Genomic DNA, 14984 nt, shown 5'->3' with positions numbered 1-14984 from the left:
GGTTTTTCAGGGGGGCGTCAAGCAAGTTTTCAAAAAATATTTAATTATTACCGTCGCTTACGTGCCGACCCCGGTTTTTGCTCAATTATTGAGCAGGCGGCACGTAGCCTTCGGCCTTGGCGTAATCCTCGCCGGAAAAGAACTTGTCCATCTCGCCTTGCAGGTATTTGCGGTCTTCGGCGTTCATCATGTTCAGGCGTTTTTCGTTGATCAGCAGGGTCTGGTGTTTCTGCCAGTCGGCCCAGGCCTTGGCGGAGACGTGATCGAAAATGTCCTGGCCCTTGGCACCCGGGAACGGGGCGCGCTCCAGGGCGGGCAGTTCTTCGTGGTACTTGCGGCAGATGATGGTGCGGGTCATGACGAAACTCCTGCGTTCAATACGTCGGCCGCGCGCTTCAGCAGTTTTTTCACCGGGGCGGCAAGGCCCAGGCGCGGCGGGGTGGCGAGGTTATACCAGAGCCAGTCGGCCTCGGCCACGTGATGGGCGGATTCCTCGACCTGGACCAGCCAGGGTTCGATGGCCAGCTGGAAGTGGCTGAAGGTATGGATCAGCCCCGGCAGTTCCTGTTGTTTGCCCAGCTCCAGCGCGTGCTGGTGGGCGAGGTGTTCGAGGTCTTGCAGGTCGTCCAGCTCCGGCAGGCTCCACAAACCGCCCCACAGGCCCGTGGACGGGCGACGGTAAAGCAGGATCGCGCCGTCGCCATTGGCCAGCATGGGCATCAGCGTGCGCTTCTGGGGGATGCTCTTGCGCGGCTTGGGGATCGGGTAGCGCGTCTCCAGGCCGAGCATGTGGGCTTCGCAGCCTTTTTCCAGCGGGCATAACAGGCAACTGGGCTTGCTGCGGGTACACAGGGTGGCGCCCATGTCCATCATTGCCTGGGTGTAGGCGTTGACGCGATCATGGGGCGTGAAACGCTCTGCGGTGGCCCAGAGCTGTTTGGCCACTTTGGGTTCGCCGGGGTAGCCCTCCTGCGCGGTAAAGCGTGCCAGCACGCGTTTGACGTTGCCATCGAGGATCGGCGCGCGCAGGCCCATGCTCAGGCTGGCGATCGCGCCGGCGGTGGACAGGCCGATGCCGGGCAGTTCGGTGAGCTTTTCCACGTCGCGGGGAAACTCGCCGCCGTGCTCGGCCACGACAATCTTCGCGGTCTTCTGCAGGTTGCGCGCCCGGGTGTAATAGCCGAGGCCGGTCCACAGGTGCAGCACCTCGTCTTCCGGCGCGGCCGCCAGGGCTTCGACCGTTGGCAGGGAGGCCATGAAACGGTCGAAGTAATTGAGCACGGTGCTGACCTGGGTCTGTTGCAGCATGATCTCCGAAACCCACACCCGGTAGGGCGTGATGCCCTGTTGCCAGGGCAGGTCATGGCGACCGTGGCGGTCGTACCAGTTCAGTACCGCCTCGGAAAACTGCTCGTTTCTCATCGTTTGAACAGGCCTTTCAACGCGTCTTTCAACTGCGGGTTAACTTTGTCGAGCTTCTCTTCCAGCTTCTCGTTGAGGCGGTTGCCAGCGGCCTTGATGGCGACCTGGCCGAGGCCGTCCTTGTCCAGGCGGCACGCCTTGGCGCCCAGCTCCAGCGGGCCACGGCAGCGCAGCGGCACTTCGATGCCCTGGAAGTTGGCGCCTACCTCGCAGGCGGGGTCCGGCACTTCGCGTTGATCGCCCTCGACGATGATGCCGACGCGATAATCCATGCCCAGCACGCGCAGGTCGATGTCGCCGTTGCCGTTGACCGTAAGGCCGGGGATACGCACCTTCAGGTCGGGGTTGTTGGCCACGCCGTTGCGCAACGTCAGGTTGCCCCTGAGTTCCTGGAACGGGGTGTCCTTGGCCCGTGGCTCGCTGCTCAAGGTCTTGCGGTTGAGCAGGGCGATGCCGGTACACAGTTGCTGTTCAAGGTTGGCGTTGAGCAGCACGCCGTTGTTGATCACGAAGCTGGCGTTGCCGTTGAGGCTGTCGATCAGTGCCTTTTGGCTGTTGCCGCGGCCGCTGAGGTTGCTGTCGAGGGTGATCTGGCCCTTGACCGGCGGCGTCTGCCCCTGGGCTTGCAGGATGCGCTCGACCGGCACTTGCTTGATCTGGCTTTGCAGGGCCAGCACTGGAATGTCCTGGCGCACATCGAGGCTGCCATTGGCCTGGAAGCTGCCGTTGTAGAGGCCGCCGCTCAGGCTGTCGAGCTTGAGCTGGCCGTCGAGGCCGCTGGCCTTGAGCATGGCGTTCTGGATCGGCAGCTTGCTCAGGGTCAGTTGGCCGAAGGCCAGGTCGGCCTCCACGTCCAGCGTGCGCAGGCGGGTCAGCGGCAGCAGCTTGTCGGTGCTCCAGGCGCCTTTGGTCGGGGCGTCCGGCAGCGGTGTGGTGCCACCGGCGGCCATGGCGCCGGCTTCGCTGTTCTGCACTTCGGCCTGGCGTGCGGCGGTTGCCCCCTTGGCGGACTCGGACTTGGCCGGCAGGTAATTGTCGGCGTTGAAGGTGTCGCCCTTGAGTTGCACGCGCAGCGATTGCTTGGCGAAATCGTCCACGGCAACGCGGCCGGTGAAGGTGCTGCCGTCGAGTTTCAGGTTGAGGTCTTCCAGGGCCAGGCGGGTCGGCGTGCCTTGGAGGCGGCTGACCAGCTCGACTTTGCTCAGGCTGCCCTCGGCCATCGGTGGCAGCGGGTTGCCGATGCTGTCGAGGAACTTGGCCAGGTCGAACTGGGCGATCGACAGGGCACCGCTGAGCTGCGGGGTCTTGTCCAGGTCATTGACCTTCAGTTCGCCGAGGGCGCGCAACTGGTTGGCCGAGAGTTTCAGGTTGGTCCACTCGGCAATGTTGGCCGCCAGGTCCACCAGCAGTTGGCCCTGGGTGGAGAAGGTCACGGTTTTGCCTTGCAGCGGCTCGCCGGTGGCTTCGCCGCTGAACCGCATGTCTTCGAACTGATAACGCTTGAGCGCCCGCTGAATGCGCAGGTTGCCGTTGAGTTCGGTCTTGACGCGCATGACCGGCTGGTTGCTGCCGAGGAACGCGGTGAGCTTCAGCGGAATGCTCGCCCCTTCGTGGATGGCGCCTGCACTCAGCTGGATGCTTTCGGCGCTGAACTGCTTGCCGGTCTCTTCATCGTTGTATTCGATGCGGGCGTTGTTGATGGTCAGGCTGTCGATGTCCAGGCGGATGGGCTGCGGCGGTTTCTCTGCCTTCACCTCGGTCACCGGTGCCGTCGCTTGCACGGGGGTTGGCGTAGCGGTGGGCGCCTCGGGGGCGTTCTTGCCGATGTCTTCCCAGTTGCCGTGGCCTTGCTTGTCGCGGTTGAGGCGCAGGTTCAGGCCTTCGACGCGCACATCGCTCATCTGCACTTCGCGGCGCAGCAGCGGCAACACGCGTACCGACAGGCCGAGCATCTGCAGATCGGCGAACGGCTGGGTCGGGTTGGTCAGGGTCGCGACGCTGGCTTCGTGCAGTTCCAGGCCCAGCCAGGGGAACAGGCTCCAGCCGATGTCGCCATTGAGCGTCAGCTCGATGTGGGCCTTGTCGCGGGCAATCTGGCGAATCTCGTCTTTGTAGTCGTTGGGATCGAAGAGATGGGTCAGGGCAAAGCCGAGAGCCACAATGATCAGCAACAGCCCGAGAAGTACCAGACCCAGGATTTTGCCGAACGCTTTCATGGGCGAGTCCTTGTATGTCGATTTCAAAATTTAGCCGCAGAGTATAGCGCCCGATGGCCTGCGTCAGTTCACGGATCGTTACATTGTATCTAGCGCAGGGGGCGGTATTTTGGCGTCAAAAAACACAAAAAATCCGCGAAAGGTAGTGGCATTTTGGTTTTTCTGTCATCCACTGATGCTAATCTCTGCGCGTTCGTCCGCCTTCTGCGACGTAACGTCGCGCTTTAAATGGAGCTTTATTCAACAAAACGGTCACGCCCTGCGTGCAAGGCCGAAGGAGAGCGCGCCTGACGAACACATACTAATAACTGGGGGAAACACCAATGAGCACTAGCACTGCGGCGGGTATTGCTGCCGCGCAGCCTGCGTTCCTGTCCAAGGAGCGCATCATCGCCAAGCCCGGGTTCAACCGCTGGCTGGTTCCACCGGCCGCTCTGGCCATCCACCTGTGTATCGGCATGGCCTACGGCTTCTCGGTGTTCTGGCTGCCGCTGTCCAAGGCGCTGGGGATCAGCGCGCCGGTGGCCTGTGCGCCGGATATGAGCTTTATCGCTCAGGTCTTCTCGTCTCAGTGCGACTGGCCGATCTCCATGCTGGGCTGGATCTACACCCTGTTCTTCATCTTCCTGGGCTGCTCGGCGGCGATCTGGGGCGGCTGGCTGGAACATGCCGGGCCACGCAAGGCGGGCGTCGTCTCGGCGCTGTGCTGGTGTGGCGGCCTGCTGATTTCGGCGCTGGGGATTTATACCCACCAGATCTGGCTGATGTGGATCGGCTCCGGGGTCATTGGCGGTATCGGCCTGGGCCTGGGTTATATCTCGCCCGTGTCGACCCTGATCAAGTGGTTCCCGGACAAGCGCGGCATGGCCACCGGCATGGCGATCATGGGCTTCGGCGGCGGCGCGATGGTGGGGGCTCCCCTGGCGGCTGCGCTGATGGGGCACTTCGCTTCGCCGACCAGCGTCGGCGTGTGGCAGAGCTTTCTGGTGATGGCGGCGATTTACTTCGTGTTCATGATCGGTGGCGCGCTGTCCTACCGTGTTCCGCCGACCGGCTGGAAGCCTGAGGGCTGGACCGCGCCGGTGAAAAAAGCCAGCAATGCGATGATCACCCATCGTCACGTTCACGTGAACGTCGCCTGGAAAACCCCGCAATTCCGTCTGGTATGGCTGGTGCTGTGCCTGAACGTATCGGCCGGTATCGGCATCCTCGGCATGGCTTCGCCGCTGCTGCAGGAAGTGTTTGGCGGCAAATTGCTGGGTGTGGATGTGCCGTTCGGCCAACTGAATGCCGGGCAACTGGCCTCGATCGCGGCGATCGCGGCGGGCTTTACCGGGCTGTTGAGCCTGTTCAACATTGGTGGCCGGTTCTTCTGGGCGTCGTTCTCCGACTACCTGGGCCGTAAAAACACCTACTTCGTGTTCTTCGCCCTGGGCTTTGCCCTGTATGCGCTGATCCCGAACCTCGGGCACCTGGGCAACGTGGCGCTGTTCGTGGCGGCGTTCTGCATCATCCTGTCGATGTACGGCGGCGGTTTTGCGACGGTTCCGGCTTACCTGGCCGACCTGTTCGGCACCCAGATGGTCGGCGCGATCCATGGTCGCCTGCTGACTGCCTGGGCTGCGGCGGGCGTGCTGGGCCCGGTGTTGGTGAACTACCTGCGTGAATATCAGTTGAGCATCGGCGTCGAACGCGCCGCCGCCTACGACATCACCTTGTACATCCTCGCCGGCCTGCTGGTGCTGGGTTTCATCTGTAACCTGCTGGTGCGCCCGGTGGCCGACAAGTACTTCATGAGCGACGCCGAACTGGCCGCCGAACAGGCGCTGGGCCATGACAAGGGTGCCGATTCGAGCACCGTGCTGGAGTGGAAAGCCTCCGCCGGCAGCAAGCCGCTGGCTGTCGCGGCCTGGTTGGTGGTGGGTATTCCGTTGGCGTGGGGTGTGTGGGTGACCCTGCAGAAGACGGCGGTACTGTTCCACTAAGTTGACTGCAGGCGGGCGCACCATCCTGGAGCGCCCGCTTGTATGCACATGTCTAGCGTCGACCTTCCTCGCTTCAACTCGTCAGTCTTATCCCCTTCGATGTTTCTGTTTAGCGCCCGCGCCCCTATAATGGCTGCCTTTTTCGCCCAATGATTTTGCGGAGCTGGTGATGGCCGAACGTAAGGCGTCCGTCGAGCGCGACACTCTGGAAACCCAGATCAAAGCCTCGATCAACCTGGATGGCACCGGAAAGGCCCGATTTGATATCGGTGTACCTTTTCTTGAGCACATGCTGGACCAGATCGCCCGTCATGGGCTGATCGACCTGGATATCGTCAGCAAGGGCGACCTGCATATCGACGACCACCACACGGTGGAGGATGTCGGTATCACCCTCGGCCAGGCTTTCGCCAAGGCCATCGGCGACAAAAAAGGCATCCGTCGCTACGGCCACGCCTATGTCCCGCTGGATGAGGCGCTGTCGCGTGTGGTCATCGACTTCTCCGGCCGCCCCGGCCTGCAGATGCACGTGCCCTACACCCGCGCCACCGTGGGCGGCTTCGACGTCGACCTGTTCCAGGAATTCTTCCAGGGTTTCGTCAACCACGCCCTCGTCAGCCTGCACATCGACAACCTGCGCGGCACCAACACCCACCACCAGATCGAAACCGTGTTCAAGGCCTTCGGTCGCGCGCTGCGCATGGCGGTGGAGCTGGATGAGCGCATGGCCGGGCAAATGCCATCGACCAAGGGCGTCCTGTAATGCAGACGGTCGCGGTTATCGATTACGGCATGGGCAACCTGCACTCGGTGGCCAAGGCCCTCGAGCACGTAGGGGCTGGCAAGGTGCTGATCACCAGCGATGCCACGGTGATTCGCGAGGCTGACCGCGTGGTGTTCCCGGGCGTTGGCGCGATTCGCGATTGCATGGCCGAAATCCGTCGCCTGGGCTTCGACAGCCTGGTGCGCGAGGTCAGTCAGGACCGGCCGTTCCTCGGCATTTGCGTGGGCATGCAAGCCTTGCTCGAGCGCAGTGAAGAGAACGACGGCGTCGACTGCATCGGCCTGTTTCCAGGCGAAGTGAAGTTCTTCGGCAAGGACCTGCATGAAGACGGCGAGCACCTGAAAGTCCCGCACATGGGCTGGAACGAAGTGCGGCGCACCGTGGATCACCCGCTGTGGCATGAGATCCCGGACATGGCGCGCTTTTACTTCGTCCACAGCTACTACATCGCCGCCGGTAACCCGCGCCAGGTGGTGGGTGGTGGGCACTACGGCGTCGACTTCGCCGCCGCGCTGGCCGAAGGTTCGCGTTTTGCGGTGCAGTTCCACCCGGAGAAGAGCCATACCCATGGCCTGCAATTGCTGCAGAACTTCGCTGCGTGGGACGGTCGCTGGTAGATGGCCAAGAAACCGAAGCTGCCGATCCTGAACCTCACGCCCGAACAGGAACGTGAGGCTACCAACAAGATCAAGCGCTTCATGGAGGACCGTTTCGAGCTCAAGCTGGGCTCGTTCGAGGTTGCCGAGATCCTTGAGTTGTTCACCATTGAAGTTGCGCCGCACTATTACAACAGGGCGATTTTCGATACGCAGACGCTCCTTAGGGAACGGTTCGAAAGCATCGAAAGCGACCTGTGGTCGCTTGAGAAACCCTGATTTCCCAAGCATTGCTGAATATCGAATAAGGTTTGCCAGATGCTGATTATCCCCGCTATCGATCTCAAGGACGGCGCTTGCGTGCGTCTGCGCCAGGGCCGCATGGAAGATTCCACGGTGTTTTCCGACGACCCGGTGAGCATGGCTGCCAAATGGGTGGACGGTGGTTGCCGTCGCCTGCATCTGGTGGACCTGAACGGCGCCTTCGAAGGCCAGCCGGTCAATGGCGAAGTGGTGACTGCGATCGCTAAGCGCTACCCGAACCTGCCGATCCAGATCGGCGGCGGTATCCGCTCTCTGGAAACCATCGAACACTACGTCAAGGCCGGCGTAAGCTACGTGATCATCGGCACCAAGGCCGTGAAAGACCCGGCCTTCGTCGCCGATGCCTGCCGCGCGTTCCCGGGCAAGGTGATCGTCGGCCTGGACGCCAAGGACGGTTTCGTCGCCACCGACGGCTGGGCGGAAATCAGCACGGTGCAGGTGATCGACCTGGCCAAGCAGTTCGAAGCCGACGGCGTGTCCGCCATCGTTTATACCGACATCGCCAAAGACGGCATGATGCAGGGCTGCAACGTACCGTTCACCGCTGCGCTGGCGGCGGCGACCAGGATCCCGGTGATCGCGTCCGGTGGCATCCACAACCTGGGTGACATCAAGTCGCTGCTGGATGCCCGGGCCCCTGGAATCATCGGCGCGATCACCGGCCGCGCAATCTACGAAGGCACCCTGGACGTCGCCGAAGCCCAGGCTTACTGCGATGCCTACAACGGCTGAGGACTGACCATGGCGCTGGCCAAACGCATCATCCCTTGCCTGGACGTCGACAACGGTCGCGTGGTCAAGGGCGTCAAGTTCGAGAACATCCGTGACGCCGGCGACCCGGTGGAAATCGCCCGTCGCTACGATGAGCAAGGTGCCGACGAGATTACCTTTCTCGACATCACCGCCAGCGTCGACGGCCGTGACACCACGCTGCATACCGTCGAGCGCATGGCCAGCCAGGTGTTCATCCCGCTGACCGTGGGCGGTGGCGTTCGCACCGTGCAAGACATCCGCAACCTGCTCAATGCCGGCGCGGACAAGGTCTCGATCAACACCGCCGCAGTGTTCAACCCGGAGTTCGTCGGCGAAGCCGCACAGCACTTCGGCTCGCAGTGCATCGTGGTGGCCATCGACGCCAAGAAAGTCTCCGGCCCCGGCGAACCGCCGCGCTGGGAGATCTTCACCCACGGAGGGCGCAAGCCGACCGGCCTGGACGCGGTGGAGTGGGCGATGAAGATGGAAGGCCTGGGCGCCGGTGAAATCCTGCTGACCAGCATGGATCAGGACGGCATGAAAAACGGCTTCGACCTCGGCGTGACCCGTGCCATCAGCGATGCGCTGGGCATTCCGGTGATCGCGTCCGGCGGCGTCGGCAACCTGCAGCACCTGGCCGACGGCGTGATCGAAGGCCACGCCAGCGCCGTGTTGGCGGCGAGTATTTTCCACTTCGGCGAATACACCGTCCCCGAGGCCAAGGCTTACATGGCCGCGCGCGGTATCGTGGTGCGCTAAACGCTGCTGGACACCATGGCAAGTGCGCGGCACTCTCTGCGCTTGCCATGGATTCCGGTAACTTTCATGTTCAAAGACCTGTTGCTCGCGCTCGCCAGTACCTCCGTGCTCATGATCGGAGTGGCCCAAGCCGAAGAATCGTCTGACGCCTCCCTGGTGTTGCTGACGGAAAACTTCCCGCCCTACAACATGGCGAAAAACGGCAAGAACTTCGCCAAGGACGAGAATATCGAAGGCATCGCCGTGGACATCATGCGCGAAACCTTCAAGCGTGCTGGCATTTCCTACAGCCTCACTCTGCGCTTTCCTTGGGAGCGGATCTACAAACTCGCCCTGGAAAACCCCGGCTACGGTGTGTTCGTGATGGCCCGCCTGCCGGAGCGCGAAGCGCTGTTCAAATGGGTCGGCCCTATCGGCCCGGATGACTGGGTGATGCTGGCCAAGGCCGACAGCAAGATTCGGCTCGACGAGCTGGCGCAGGCGCGGCGCTACAAGATCGGCGCGTACAAGGGCGACGCGATTGCCGAGACCCTGGAGAAGCAGGGCCTCAAGCCAGTGCTGGTGCTGCGTGACCAGGACAACGCGCAAAAGCTGCTGGATGACCAGATCGACCTGTGGGCCACCGGCGACCCGGCCGGCCGCTACCTGGCGCGCCAGGTCGGTGTGACCGGGCTCAAGACCATCCTTCGCTTCAACAGTGCCCAGTTGTACCTGGCGCTGAACAAGGATGTGCCGGACGAAACGGTGGCCAAGCTGCAGGCAGCGTTGGATCAGTTGCGCGAGGAAGGCCTGCTCGACCAGATGATGGCGCGCTATTTGTAGCGATAGGTGCCGTTCTTGCCGTGCCCTGCCATCGCCTGATTACTGCGCACGCTGATCATCAGTTTGATATCAATCCAGTCCACGCCCTGGGCCTTGAGCTTGGGCAGCTCGCGTTCGAGCACTGCTAGAGTTTGTGGATACGGATGGCCGATCATCACCGCTGAGCCCTGTTTGTGGGCCAGTTTGATGGCGCTCTGCAATTGCGTGGTGATCGCGGCTTCGGTGCGTTCGTCGTCGAGGAACACATCCCGCGAGACGCTGGCCAGGCCGATCTTCTGCGCTTCGGCGGCGCCGACGGTCTGCGCGCTGGTGCGGCTGTCGACAAAGAACTTGTGGCGCCGTTGCAGCTCGCCCATCAGCCAGGCCATGGCTTCGGGCTGGGCGGTCATGCGGCTGCCCATGTGGTTGTTGATGCCGGCGGTGTAGGGCACGGCCTTGAAAGCGGCGTCCAGGCGCTTGCCGAGCTCCTCGATAGGCAACTCGGGGTGCCAGGCGAACGGGCCGGTGGCCGGGTCCATGGGCATGTGCAGGATCACGATCTTGCCGGCCTTGTGCGCTTCGCGGGCGAATTCGGCGGCGTGGGGCGTGTCGGGCATGATCGCCGTGGTCACCGGGCCGGGCAGGGCCAGCACACGGCGATCCCGGGGCAGGTTTTGCCCCAGGTCGTCGATGATCAGGGTCAGGTAGGCTTTGTGCGGTTCGCTGGCCGGGGTCGCGTGGGCGACCCCGGCCAGGCTGCACAGTGCAGCGATGATCAGGGCAACGCGCATATCAACGGCTGCGCGTGATGCTCAAGCCCTTGAGCAGGCTCAACGCCTGGGCCAGTTGGTAGTCATCGTCCTGCGGCATCGGCTTGGCCTTGGCGCTGCTGCCGGTCGGCTGGTCGGCGCCGCCGTTGCCATTGCCGAGGTGGCCTTGCAGGTCGGCTTCCTTGTAGTACTCGCTGTCGACCTCGTTGGTGATCTTGGCCTTGCGCACTTCGATGTCCGGCACGATGCCCTGGGCCTGGATCGAGCGGCCGTTTGGCGTGTAGTACAGCGCGGTGGTGATTTTCAGGGCGCGCTCGTTGTTCAGCGGCAACACGGTTTGCACCGAGCCTTTGCCGAAACTGGTGGTGCCCATCAGCACACCGCGCTTCTGGTCTTGCAGGGCGCCGGCGACGATCTCCGAGGCCGAGGCGCTGCCGCCGTTGATCAGCACGGCCAGCGGCACGTTTTCGCTGAGGTCGTTGCCGGTGGCCGAGAAGCGCAGTTCGGAGTTGGCGATACGGCCCTTGGTGTAGACGATCAGGCCTTTGGTGATGAAGTGGTCGACCACTTCCACCGCCGACTGCAGCACGCCACCGGGGTTGTTGCGCAGGTCGAGCACGATGCCGTTGAGCTTCTTGCCGTTGTCTTTACGCAGCTTGGCCAGGGCCTTGGCCACTTCGTCGCCGGTCTTGACCTGGAACTGGGTGATGCGGATGTAGCCGTAGCCCGACTCCAGCAACTGGCTCTTCACGCTCTTGACCGTGATGGTCGCGCGGGCCAGGGTCACGTCGAACGGCGCGCCGCCGTCGCGCACCAGGGTCAGGGTGATTTTCTGGCCGATCTTGCCGCGCATCTTGTCGACGGCTTCGGTCATGGTCTGGCCACGGGTCGGCTGGCCGTTGATCTTGACGATCAGGTCACCGGCCTGGATGCCGGCCTTGGACGCCGGGGTGTCGTCGATCGGCGAGACCACTTTGATCTGGCCGTCTTCGGCGCCGACTTCAATGCCCAGGCCACCGAACTCACCGCTGGTGCTTTCCTGCAGCTCGGCGAAATCTTCCGGGCCGAGGTAGGCGGAGTGCGGGTCGAGGTTGCTGAGCATGCCCTTGATGGCATTTTCCAGCAGGGTCTTGTCGTCCACGGGTTCGACATAGGCTGCCTTGATCCGGTCCATGACCTCGGCAAAGGTGCGCAACTCCTCCAGCGGCAACGGCGCCTTGGTGGTCGCGGCCATGCCGGCGGATGCAGCCGGTTCGGCCTGGTCGGCGAAAGCCAGAGGCGCGCCGATCACCAGGGCGATCGTCAGGGCCAGCGAAGTGAGGCGGGACAAATACAGCATGTCGAACGAACTCCTAATGTAGATGCGACCCTATCCTTGGGTGCGGCACCATTGTGCAGGATCGCTCGGGCGGCCCTGCTGACGAATAGCGAAGTACAGCGCCGGGGTGTCCTGGCCGCCACTGTTACCGACAGTGGAGATGGATTCCCCGGCTTTTACCACATCACCTGCCGACTTGAGTAAAGTCTGATTGTGGCCATAAAGACTCAAATAGCCATTACCGTGGTCGAGAATCACCAATAAACCGGCGCCCCGCAGCCAATCGGCAAACACCACGCGACCGCCGTGGACGGCGTGGACCTGGCTGCCGGCGGCCGCGCTGATCATCACCCCGTCCCACTTGGCGCGGGTGTCATCGCCGCGGGTTTCCCCAAAGCGTGCCAGCAGTCGACCATCAACCGGCCACGGAAGTTTGCCGCGCGCGGAAGCAAAAGGCCCGCCGAAGGATTCGCCCGCGCTGGAAACCAGCGGCCCGGGCGCTGCGTGCGCCGGTTTACGTGGGGCCGGAGCGTCGGTAGTGGCTGCCAGTTCGGCCTCACGCTGGCGCTTTTTTTCCGCTTCCTGCTGGGCGATCAGCGCTTTCTGTCGCGCTTCTTCGGCCTCGCGTGCCTGGCGGGCCAGGGTTTCTTCGATGGTTTTCAATACTTTGGCCAGGTCGGCCTGGTCCTGCTCGCGGGCTTGCAGCTTGGCGTCGCGGGCCTTTACGTCGTCATTGAGCTTGGCCAGGGCCAGTTGGCGCTCCTTGCGCACCTTGTCGAGCTGGTCGCGCTGGCTGTCGAGGCTGCTTTTCTGGTCGAGCAGTTGCGATTGCTGGTCGGCGATTTCCTGTTCGACGTTGGCCAGTTGGCGCAGGGTCTCGTTGAAGCCCTTCAATTGGGCAAGGCGTGCCTTGCTCAGGTAATCATAGTAGGTCAGGGTGCGCGCGAACTTTTCCGGGTTCTGCTGGTTGAGCAGCAGCTTGAGGTACTCCTGGCGGCCACTCTGGTAGGCGGCGCGGGCCTGGATCGCGATCAGGCGTTGTTGTTCAACGCGGGCGCTCTGGAGTTTTTTTTTCTCAGCGTCGAGTCGCTCCAGTTCCGACTCGCTCTTCTTTAATTCTTTTTGTAGCTCCTGGACCTGCTTCTCCAGCTTGCCCATCTCGGTTTCCGTGCCGCGCAGGTCTTTCTGCACCCCGGATTTTTCTTCCTGGAGCTTGCCGAGCAGTTTTTTCAGCTCGGTGATGTCCTGACGCGTAGCGTCCAACTGTTGTTGGGTTTGCGCGCGCTCATCGGCAAATGCCGGTTGGAGCAGGCAGACGAGAGCGAGGGTAATCAAGGCGCGAAGCATAGAGGCGGGCGACACCAGGGAAAGGGACGGCCTAGTATGCCCGGCAAGCGCTGCAAAAAAAACGCCCAATTCGGGCTTCTGGGCAAGATAGGTGCCGAGCGGCAGTGGTATGGCGAAAAGACATCTACCCAACACCGCGAGTCTAGTGTGGGAGGGGGCTTGCCCCCGATAGCAGTGGGTCAGCCAACACCTATTCAGCTGACACGCCGCAATCGGGGGCAAGCCCCCTCCCACATGTGGTTTAGATCAGACCAGGATCGAAGTGCCGGTCATCTCTTTGGGCTTCTCCAGCCCCATCAACATCAGCATGGTCGGCGCCACATCGGCCAGCACGCCGCCTTTGCGCACTTTCAGATCACGCTTGCCGACGTAGATGAACGGCACCGGCTCGGTGGTGTGGGCGGTGTGGGCCTGGCCGGTGGACTCGTCGGACATTTGCTCGCAGTTGCCATGGTCGGCGGTGATCAGCGCTTCGCCGCCGACTTTTTCCAGGGCGTCGACGATGCGGCCCACGCACAGGTCCAGGCATTCCACGGCCTTGATCGCGGCGGCCAGGTTGCCGCTGTGGCCGACCATGTCGCCGTTGGCGTAGTTGACCACGATCACGTCATAACGCTGGTGTTCGATGGCGTCGACGATCTTGTCGGTGACTTGCGGTGCGCTCATTTCCGGTTGCAGGTCGTAGGTCGCGACTTTCGGCGACGGGATCAGGATGCGCTCTTCGCCCGGGAACGGTTCTTCGCGGCCGCCGGAGAAGAAGAAGGTCACGTGGGCGTACTTCTCGGTTTCGGCGATGCGCAGTTGGGTCTTGCCGTTTTTCGCCAGGTAGTCGCCCAGCACGTTTTCCAGGCTGCCGGGGGCAAAAGCCGACGGGGCCGGGATGTTGGCGGCGTATTGGGTGAGCATCACGAACTCGATTTTCGGCTGGCGCGCGCGTTCGAAGTCCTTGAAACCCGGGTCGACGAACACATGGCTCAGCTCGCGGGCACGGTCGGCGCGGAAGTTCATGAACACCACGGCGTCGCCGTCTTCCACTTTCACCGGCTCGCCGATGGTGGTGGCCTTGACGAACTCATCGCTCTCGCCGCGCGCGTAGGCGGCTTCCAGGCCTTCCTGGGCGGTGGCGGCGTTGAATTCGGCCTGGCCGTCGACGATCAGGTTGTAGGCCTGGGACACGCGGTCCCAGCGGTTGTCGCGGTCCATCGCGAAATAGCGACCGACCAGGCTGGCGATGCGGCCCTTGCCGAGGGCGGCGAAGGTGGCGTCCAGCAGTTCGATCGACGATTGCGCGCTTTTCGGCGGCGTATCGCGGCCGTCGAGGAAGGCGTGCAGGTAGATCTTGTCGGCGCCGCGCTTGAAGGCCAGTTCGGCCATGGCCACGAGGTGGTCCTGGTGGCTGTGTACGCCGCCGTCGGACAGCAGGCCCATGAAATGCACGGCCTTGCCGGCGGCGACGGCTTTATCGACGGCCGCGCAGATGGTCGGGTTCTCGAAGAACTCGCCGTCGCGGATCGCTTTGGTCACGCGGGTGAAGTCCTGATAGACCACTCGTCCGGCGCCGAGGTTCATGTGGCCGACTTCCGAGTTGCCCATTTGGCCGTCCGGCAGGCCCACATCCATGCCCGAACCGGAGATCAGCCCGTTGGGCAAAGTGGCGGTCAGACGGTCCAGCACCGGCTTGTTGGCCGAGTACACGGCGTTGTCGTGGTGGCTTTCACTGTGTCCGAAGCCATCGAGAATTATCAGGACCAAAGGTTTAGGCGTCGTAGTCATAGATCCTCTCGCGGCGGTAATTGATGAAGGGGATTGAAAAGGGAGTGGCAGTTTAAAGCGAAGTTCCGACCACGTCACCGCTTTACGGGGGTTGGCCCCCCCTGACGGCTGTGTATACTTACCGCCATTTTAACGC

General features: G+C 62.7%; 14 protein-coding genes. 7 read left to right on the top strand and 7 right to left on the bottom strand.

All coding sequences use genetic code 11. The features are described 5' to 3' along the window. Window positions 1–85: 85 nt before the first annotated feature. From C5F70_RS23005 to C5F70_RS22995, 3 genes are read right to left on the bottom strand one after another with little or no spacing between them, the layout of a single operon-like run. A complete protein-coding gene (locus C5F70_RS23005; RefSeq protein ID WP_017849944.1) occupies window positions 86–358 on the bottom strand; it encodes an oxidative damage protection protein in 273 nt (90 codons plus the stop codon). Beyond that, window positions 355–1422 carry an A/G-specific adenine glycosylase gene (mutY, locus tag C5F70_RS23000; protein WP_046490893.1) on the bottom strand — a complete coding sequence of 356 codons (1068 nt, stop codon included), beginning with the start codon at window positions 1420–1422 and terminating at the stop codon, window positions 355–357. Before mutY ends, C5F70_RS23005 begins: the two co-directional genes overlap by 4 nt. After that, window positions 1419–3638: an AsmA family protein gene (locus C5F70_RS22995; protein ID WP_102618614.1), complete on the bottom strand. Its 2220-nt coding sequence runs from the start codon at window positions 3636–3638 to the stop codon at window positions 1419–1421. Before C5F70_RS22995 ends, mutY begins: the two co-directional genes overlap by 4 nt. A gap of 323 nt (window positions 3639–3961) precedes the next feature. Here C5F70_RS22995 and C5F70_RS22990 point away from each other — a divergent pair, with 323 nt between their 5' ends. From C5F70_RS22990 to C5F70_RS22960, 7 genes are all read left to right on the top strand, one after another. Then, on the top strand, window positions 3962–5623 hold the full coding sequence (locus C5F70_RS22990) for an OFA family MFS transporter (RefSeq protein ID WP_046490889.1): 1662 nt from the start codon (window positions 3962–3964) through the stop codon (window positions 5621–5623). Window positions 5624–5792: 169 nt separating this feature from the next. Further along, on the top strand, window positions 5793–6386 hold the full coding sequence (gene hisB, locus C5F70_RS22985; RefSeq protein WP_017849940.1) for an imidazoleglycerol-phosphate dehydratase HisB: 594 nt from the start codon (window positions 5793–5795) through the stop codon (window positions 6384–6386). Beyond that, complete coding sequence (gene hisH / locus C5F70_RS22980; protein WP_017849939.1) at window positions 6386–7024, top strand: imidazole glycerol phosphate synthase subunit HisH; 639 nt, start codon at window positions 6386–6388, stop codon at window positions 7022–7024. Before hisB ends, hisH begins: the two co-directional genes overlap by 1 nt. Continuing rightward, window positions 7025–7282, top strand: a complete 258-nt coding sequence (locus C5F70_RS22975; protein WP_017849938.1) for a DUF2164 domain-containing protein — start codon at window positions 7025–7027, stop codon at window positions 7280–7282. A 39-nt stretch (window positions 7283–7321) separates the two neighbouring features. Further along, complete coding sequence (gene hisA / locus C5F70_RS22970; protein WP_104904100.1) at window positions 7322–8059, top strand: 1-(5-phosphoribosyl)-5-[(5-phosphoribosylamino)methylideneamino]imidazole-4-carboxamide isomerase; 738 nt, start codon at window positions 7322–7324, stop codon at window positions 8057–8059. Window positions 8060–8068: 9 nt separating this feature from the next. After that, complete coding sequence (hisF, locus tag C5F70_RS22965) at window positions 8069–8839, top strand: imidazole glycerol phosphate synthase subunit HisF (RefSeq protein ID WP_010563131.1); 771 nt, start codon at window positions 8069–8071, stop codon at window positions 8837–8839. A 66-nt stretch (window positions 8840–8905) separates the two neighbouring features. Then, window positions 8906–9661, top strand: a complete 756-nt coding sequence (locus C5F70_RS22960) for an ABC transporter substrate-binding protein (protein WP_017849936.1) — start codon at window positions 8906–8908, stop codon at window positions 9659–9661. On the opposite strand, the gene C5F70_RS22955 is transcribed toward C5F70_RS22960, so the two are convergent. The 4 genes from C5F70_RS22955 to gpmI form a co-directional block, all read right to left on the bottom strand. Continuing rightward, window positions 9652–10431: a divergent polysaccharide deacetylase family protein gene (locus C5F70_RS22955; RefSeq protein ID WP_017849935.1), complete on the bottom strand. Its 780-nt coding sequence runs from the start codon at window positions 10429–10431 to the stop codon at window positions 9652–9654. The two genes, C5F70_RS22960 and C5F70_RS22955, sit on opposite strands and share 10 nt — an antisense overlap. Window position 10432: 1 nt before the next feature. Next, the gene (locus C5F70_RS22950) at window positions 10433–11749 is read right to left on the bottom strand and encodes a S41 family peptidase (RefSeq protein WP_046490883.1); all 1317 of its coding nucleotides are present in this window, start codon (window positions 11747–11749) and stop codon (window positions 10433–10435) included. Window positions 11750–11779: 30 nt separating this feature from the next. Further along, on the bottom strand, window positions 11780–13075 hold the full coding sequence (locus C5F70_RS22945; protein WP_017849933.1) for a murein hydrolase activator EnvC: 1296 nt from the start codon (window positions 13073–13075) through the stop codon (window positions 11780–11782). Between the two features lie 246 nt (window positions 13076–13321). Beyond that, on the bottom strand, window positions 13322–14848 hold the full coding sequence (gene gpmI / locus C5F70_RS22940) for a 2,3-bisphosphoglycerate-independent phosphoglycerate mutase (protein WP_046385000.1): 1527 nt from the start codon (window positions 14846–14848) through the stop codon (window positions 13322–13324). Window positions 14849–14984: the final 136 nt, after the last annotated feature.

This window comes from Pseudomonas sp. LH1G9 (assembly GCF_002949975.1).
Lineage (GTDB): Bacteria > Pseudomonadota > Gammaproteobacteria > Pseudomonadales > Pseudomonadaceae > Aquipseudomonas > Aquipseudomonas veronii.
This window is presented reverse-complemented; position numbering and strand designations above follow the sequence as displayed.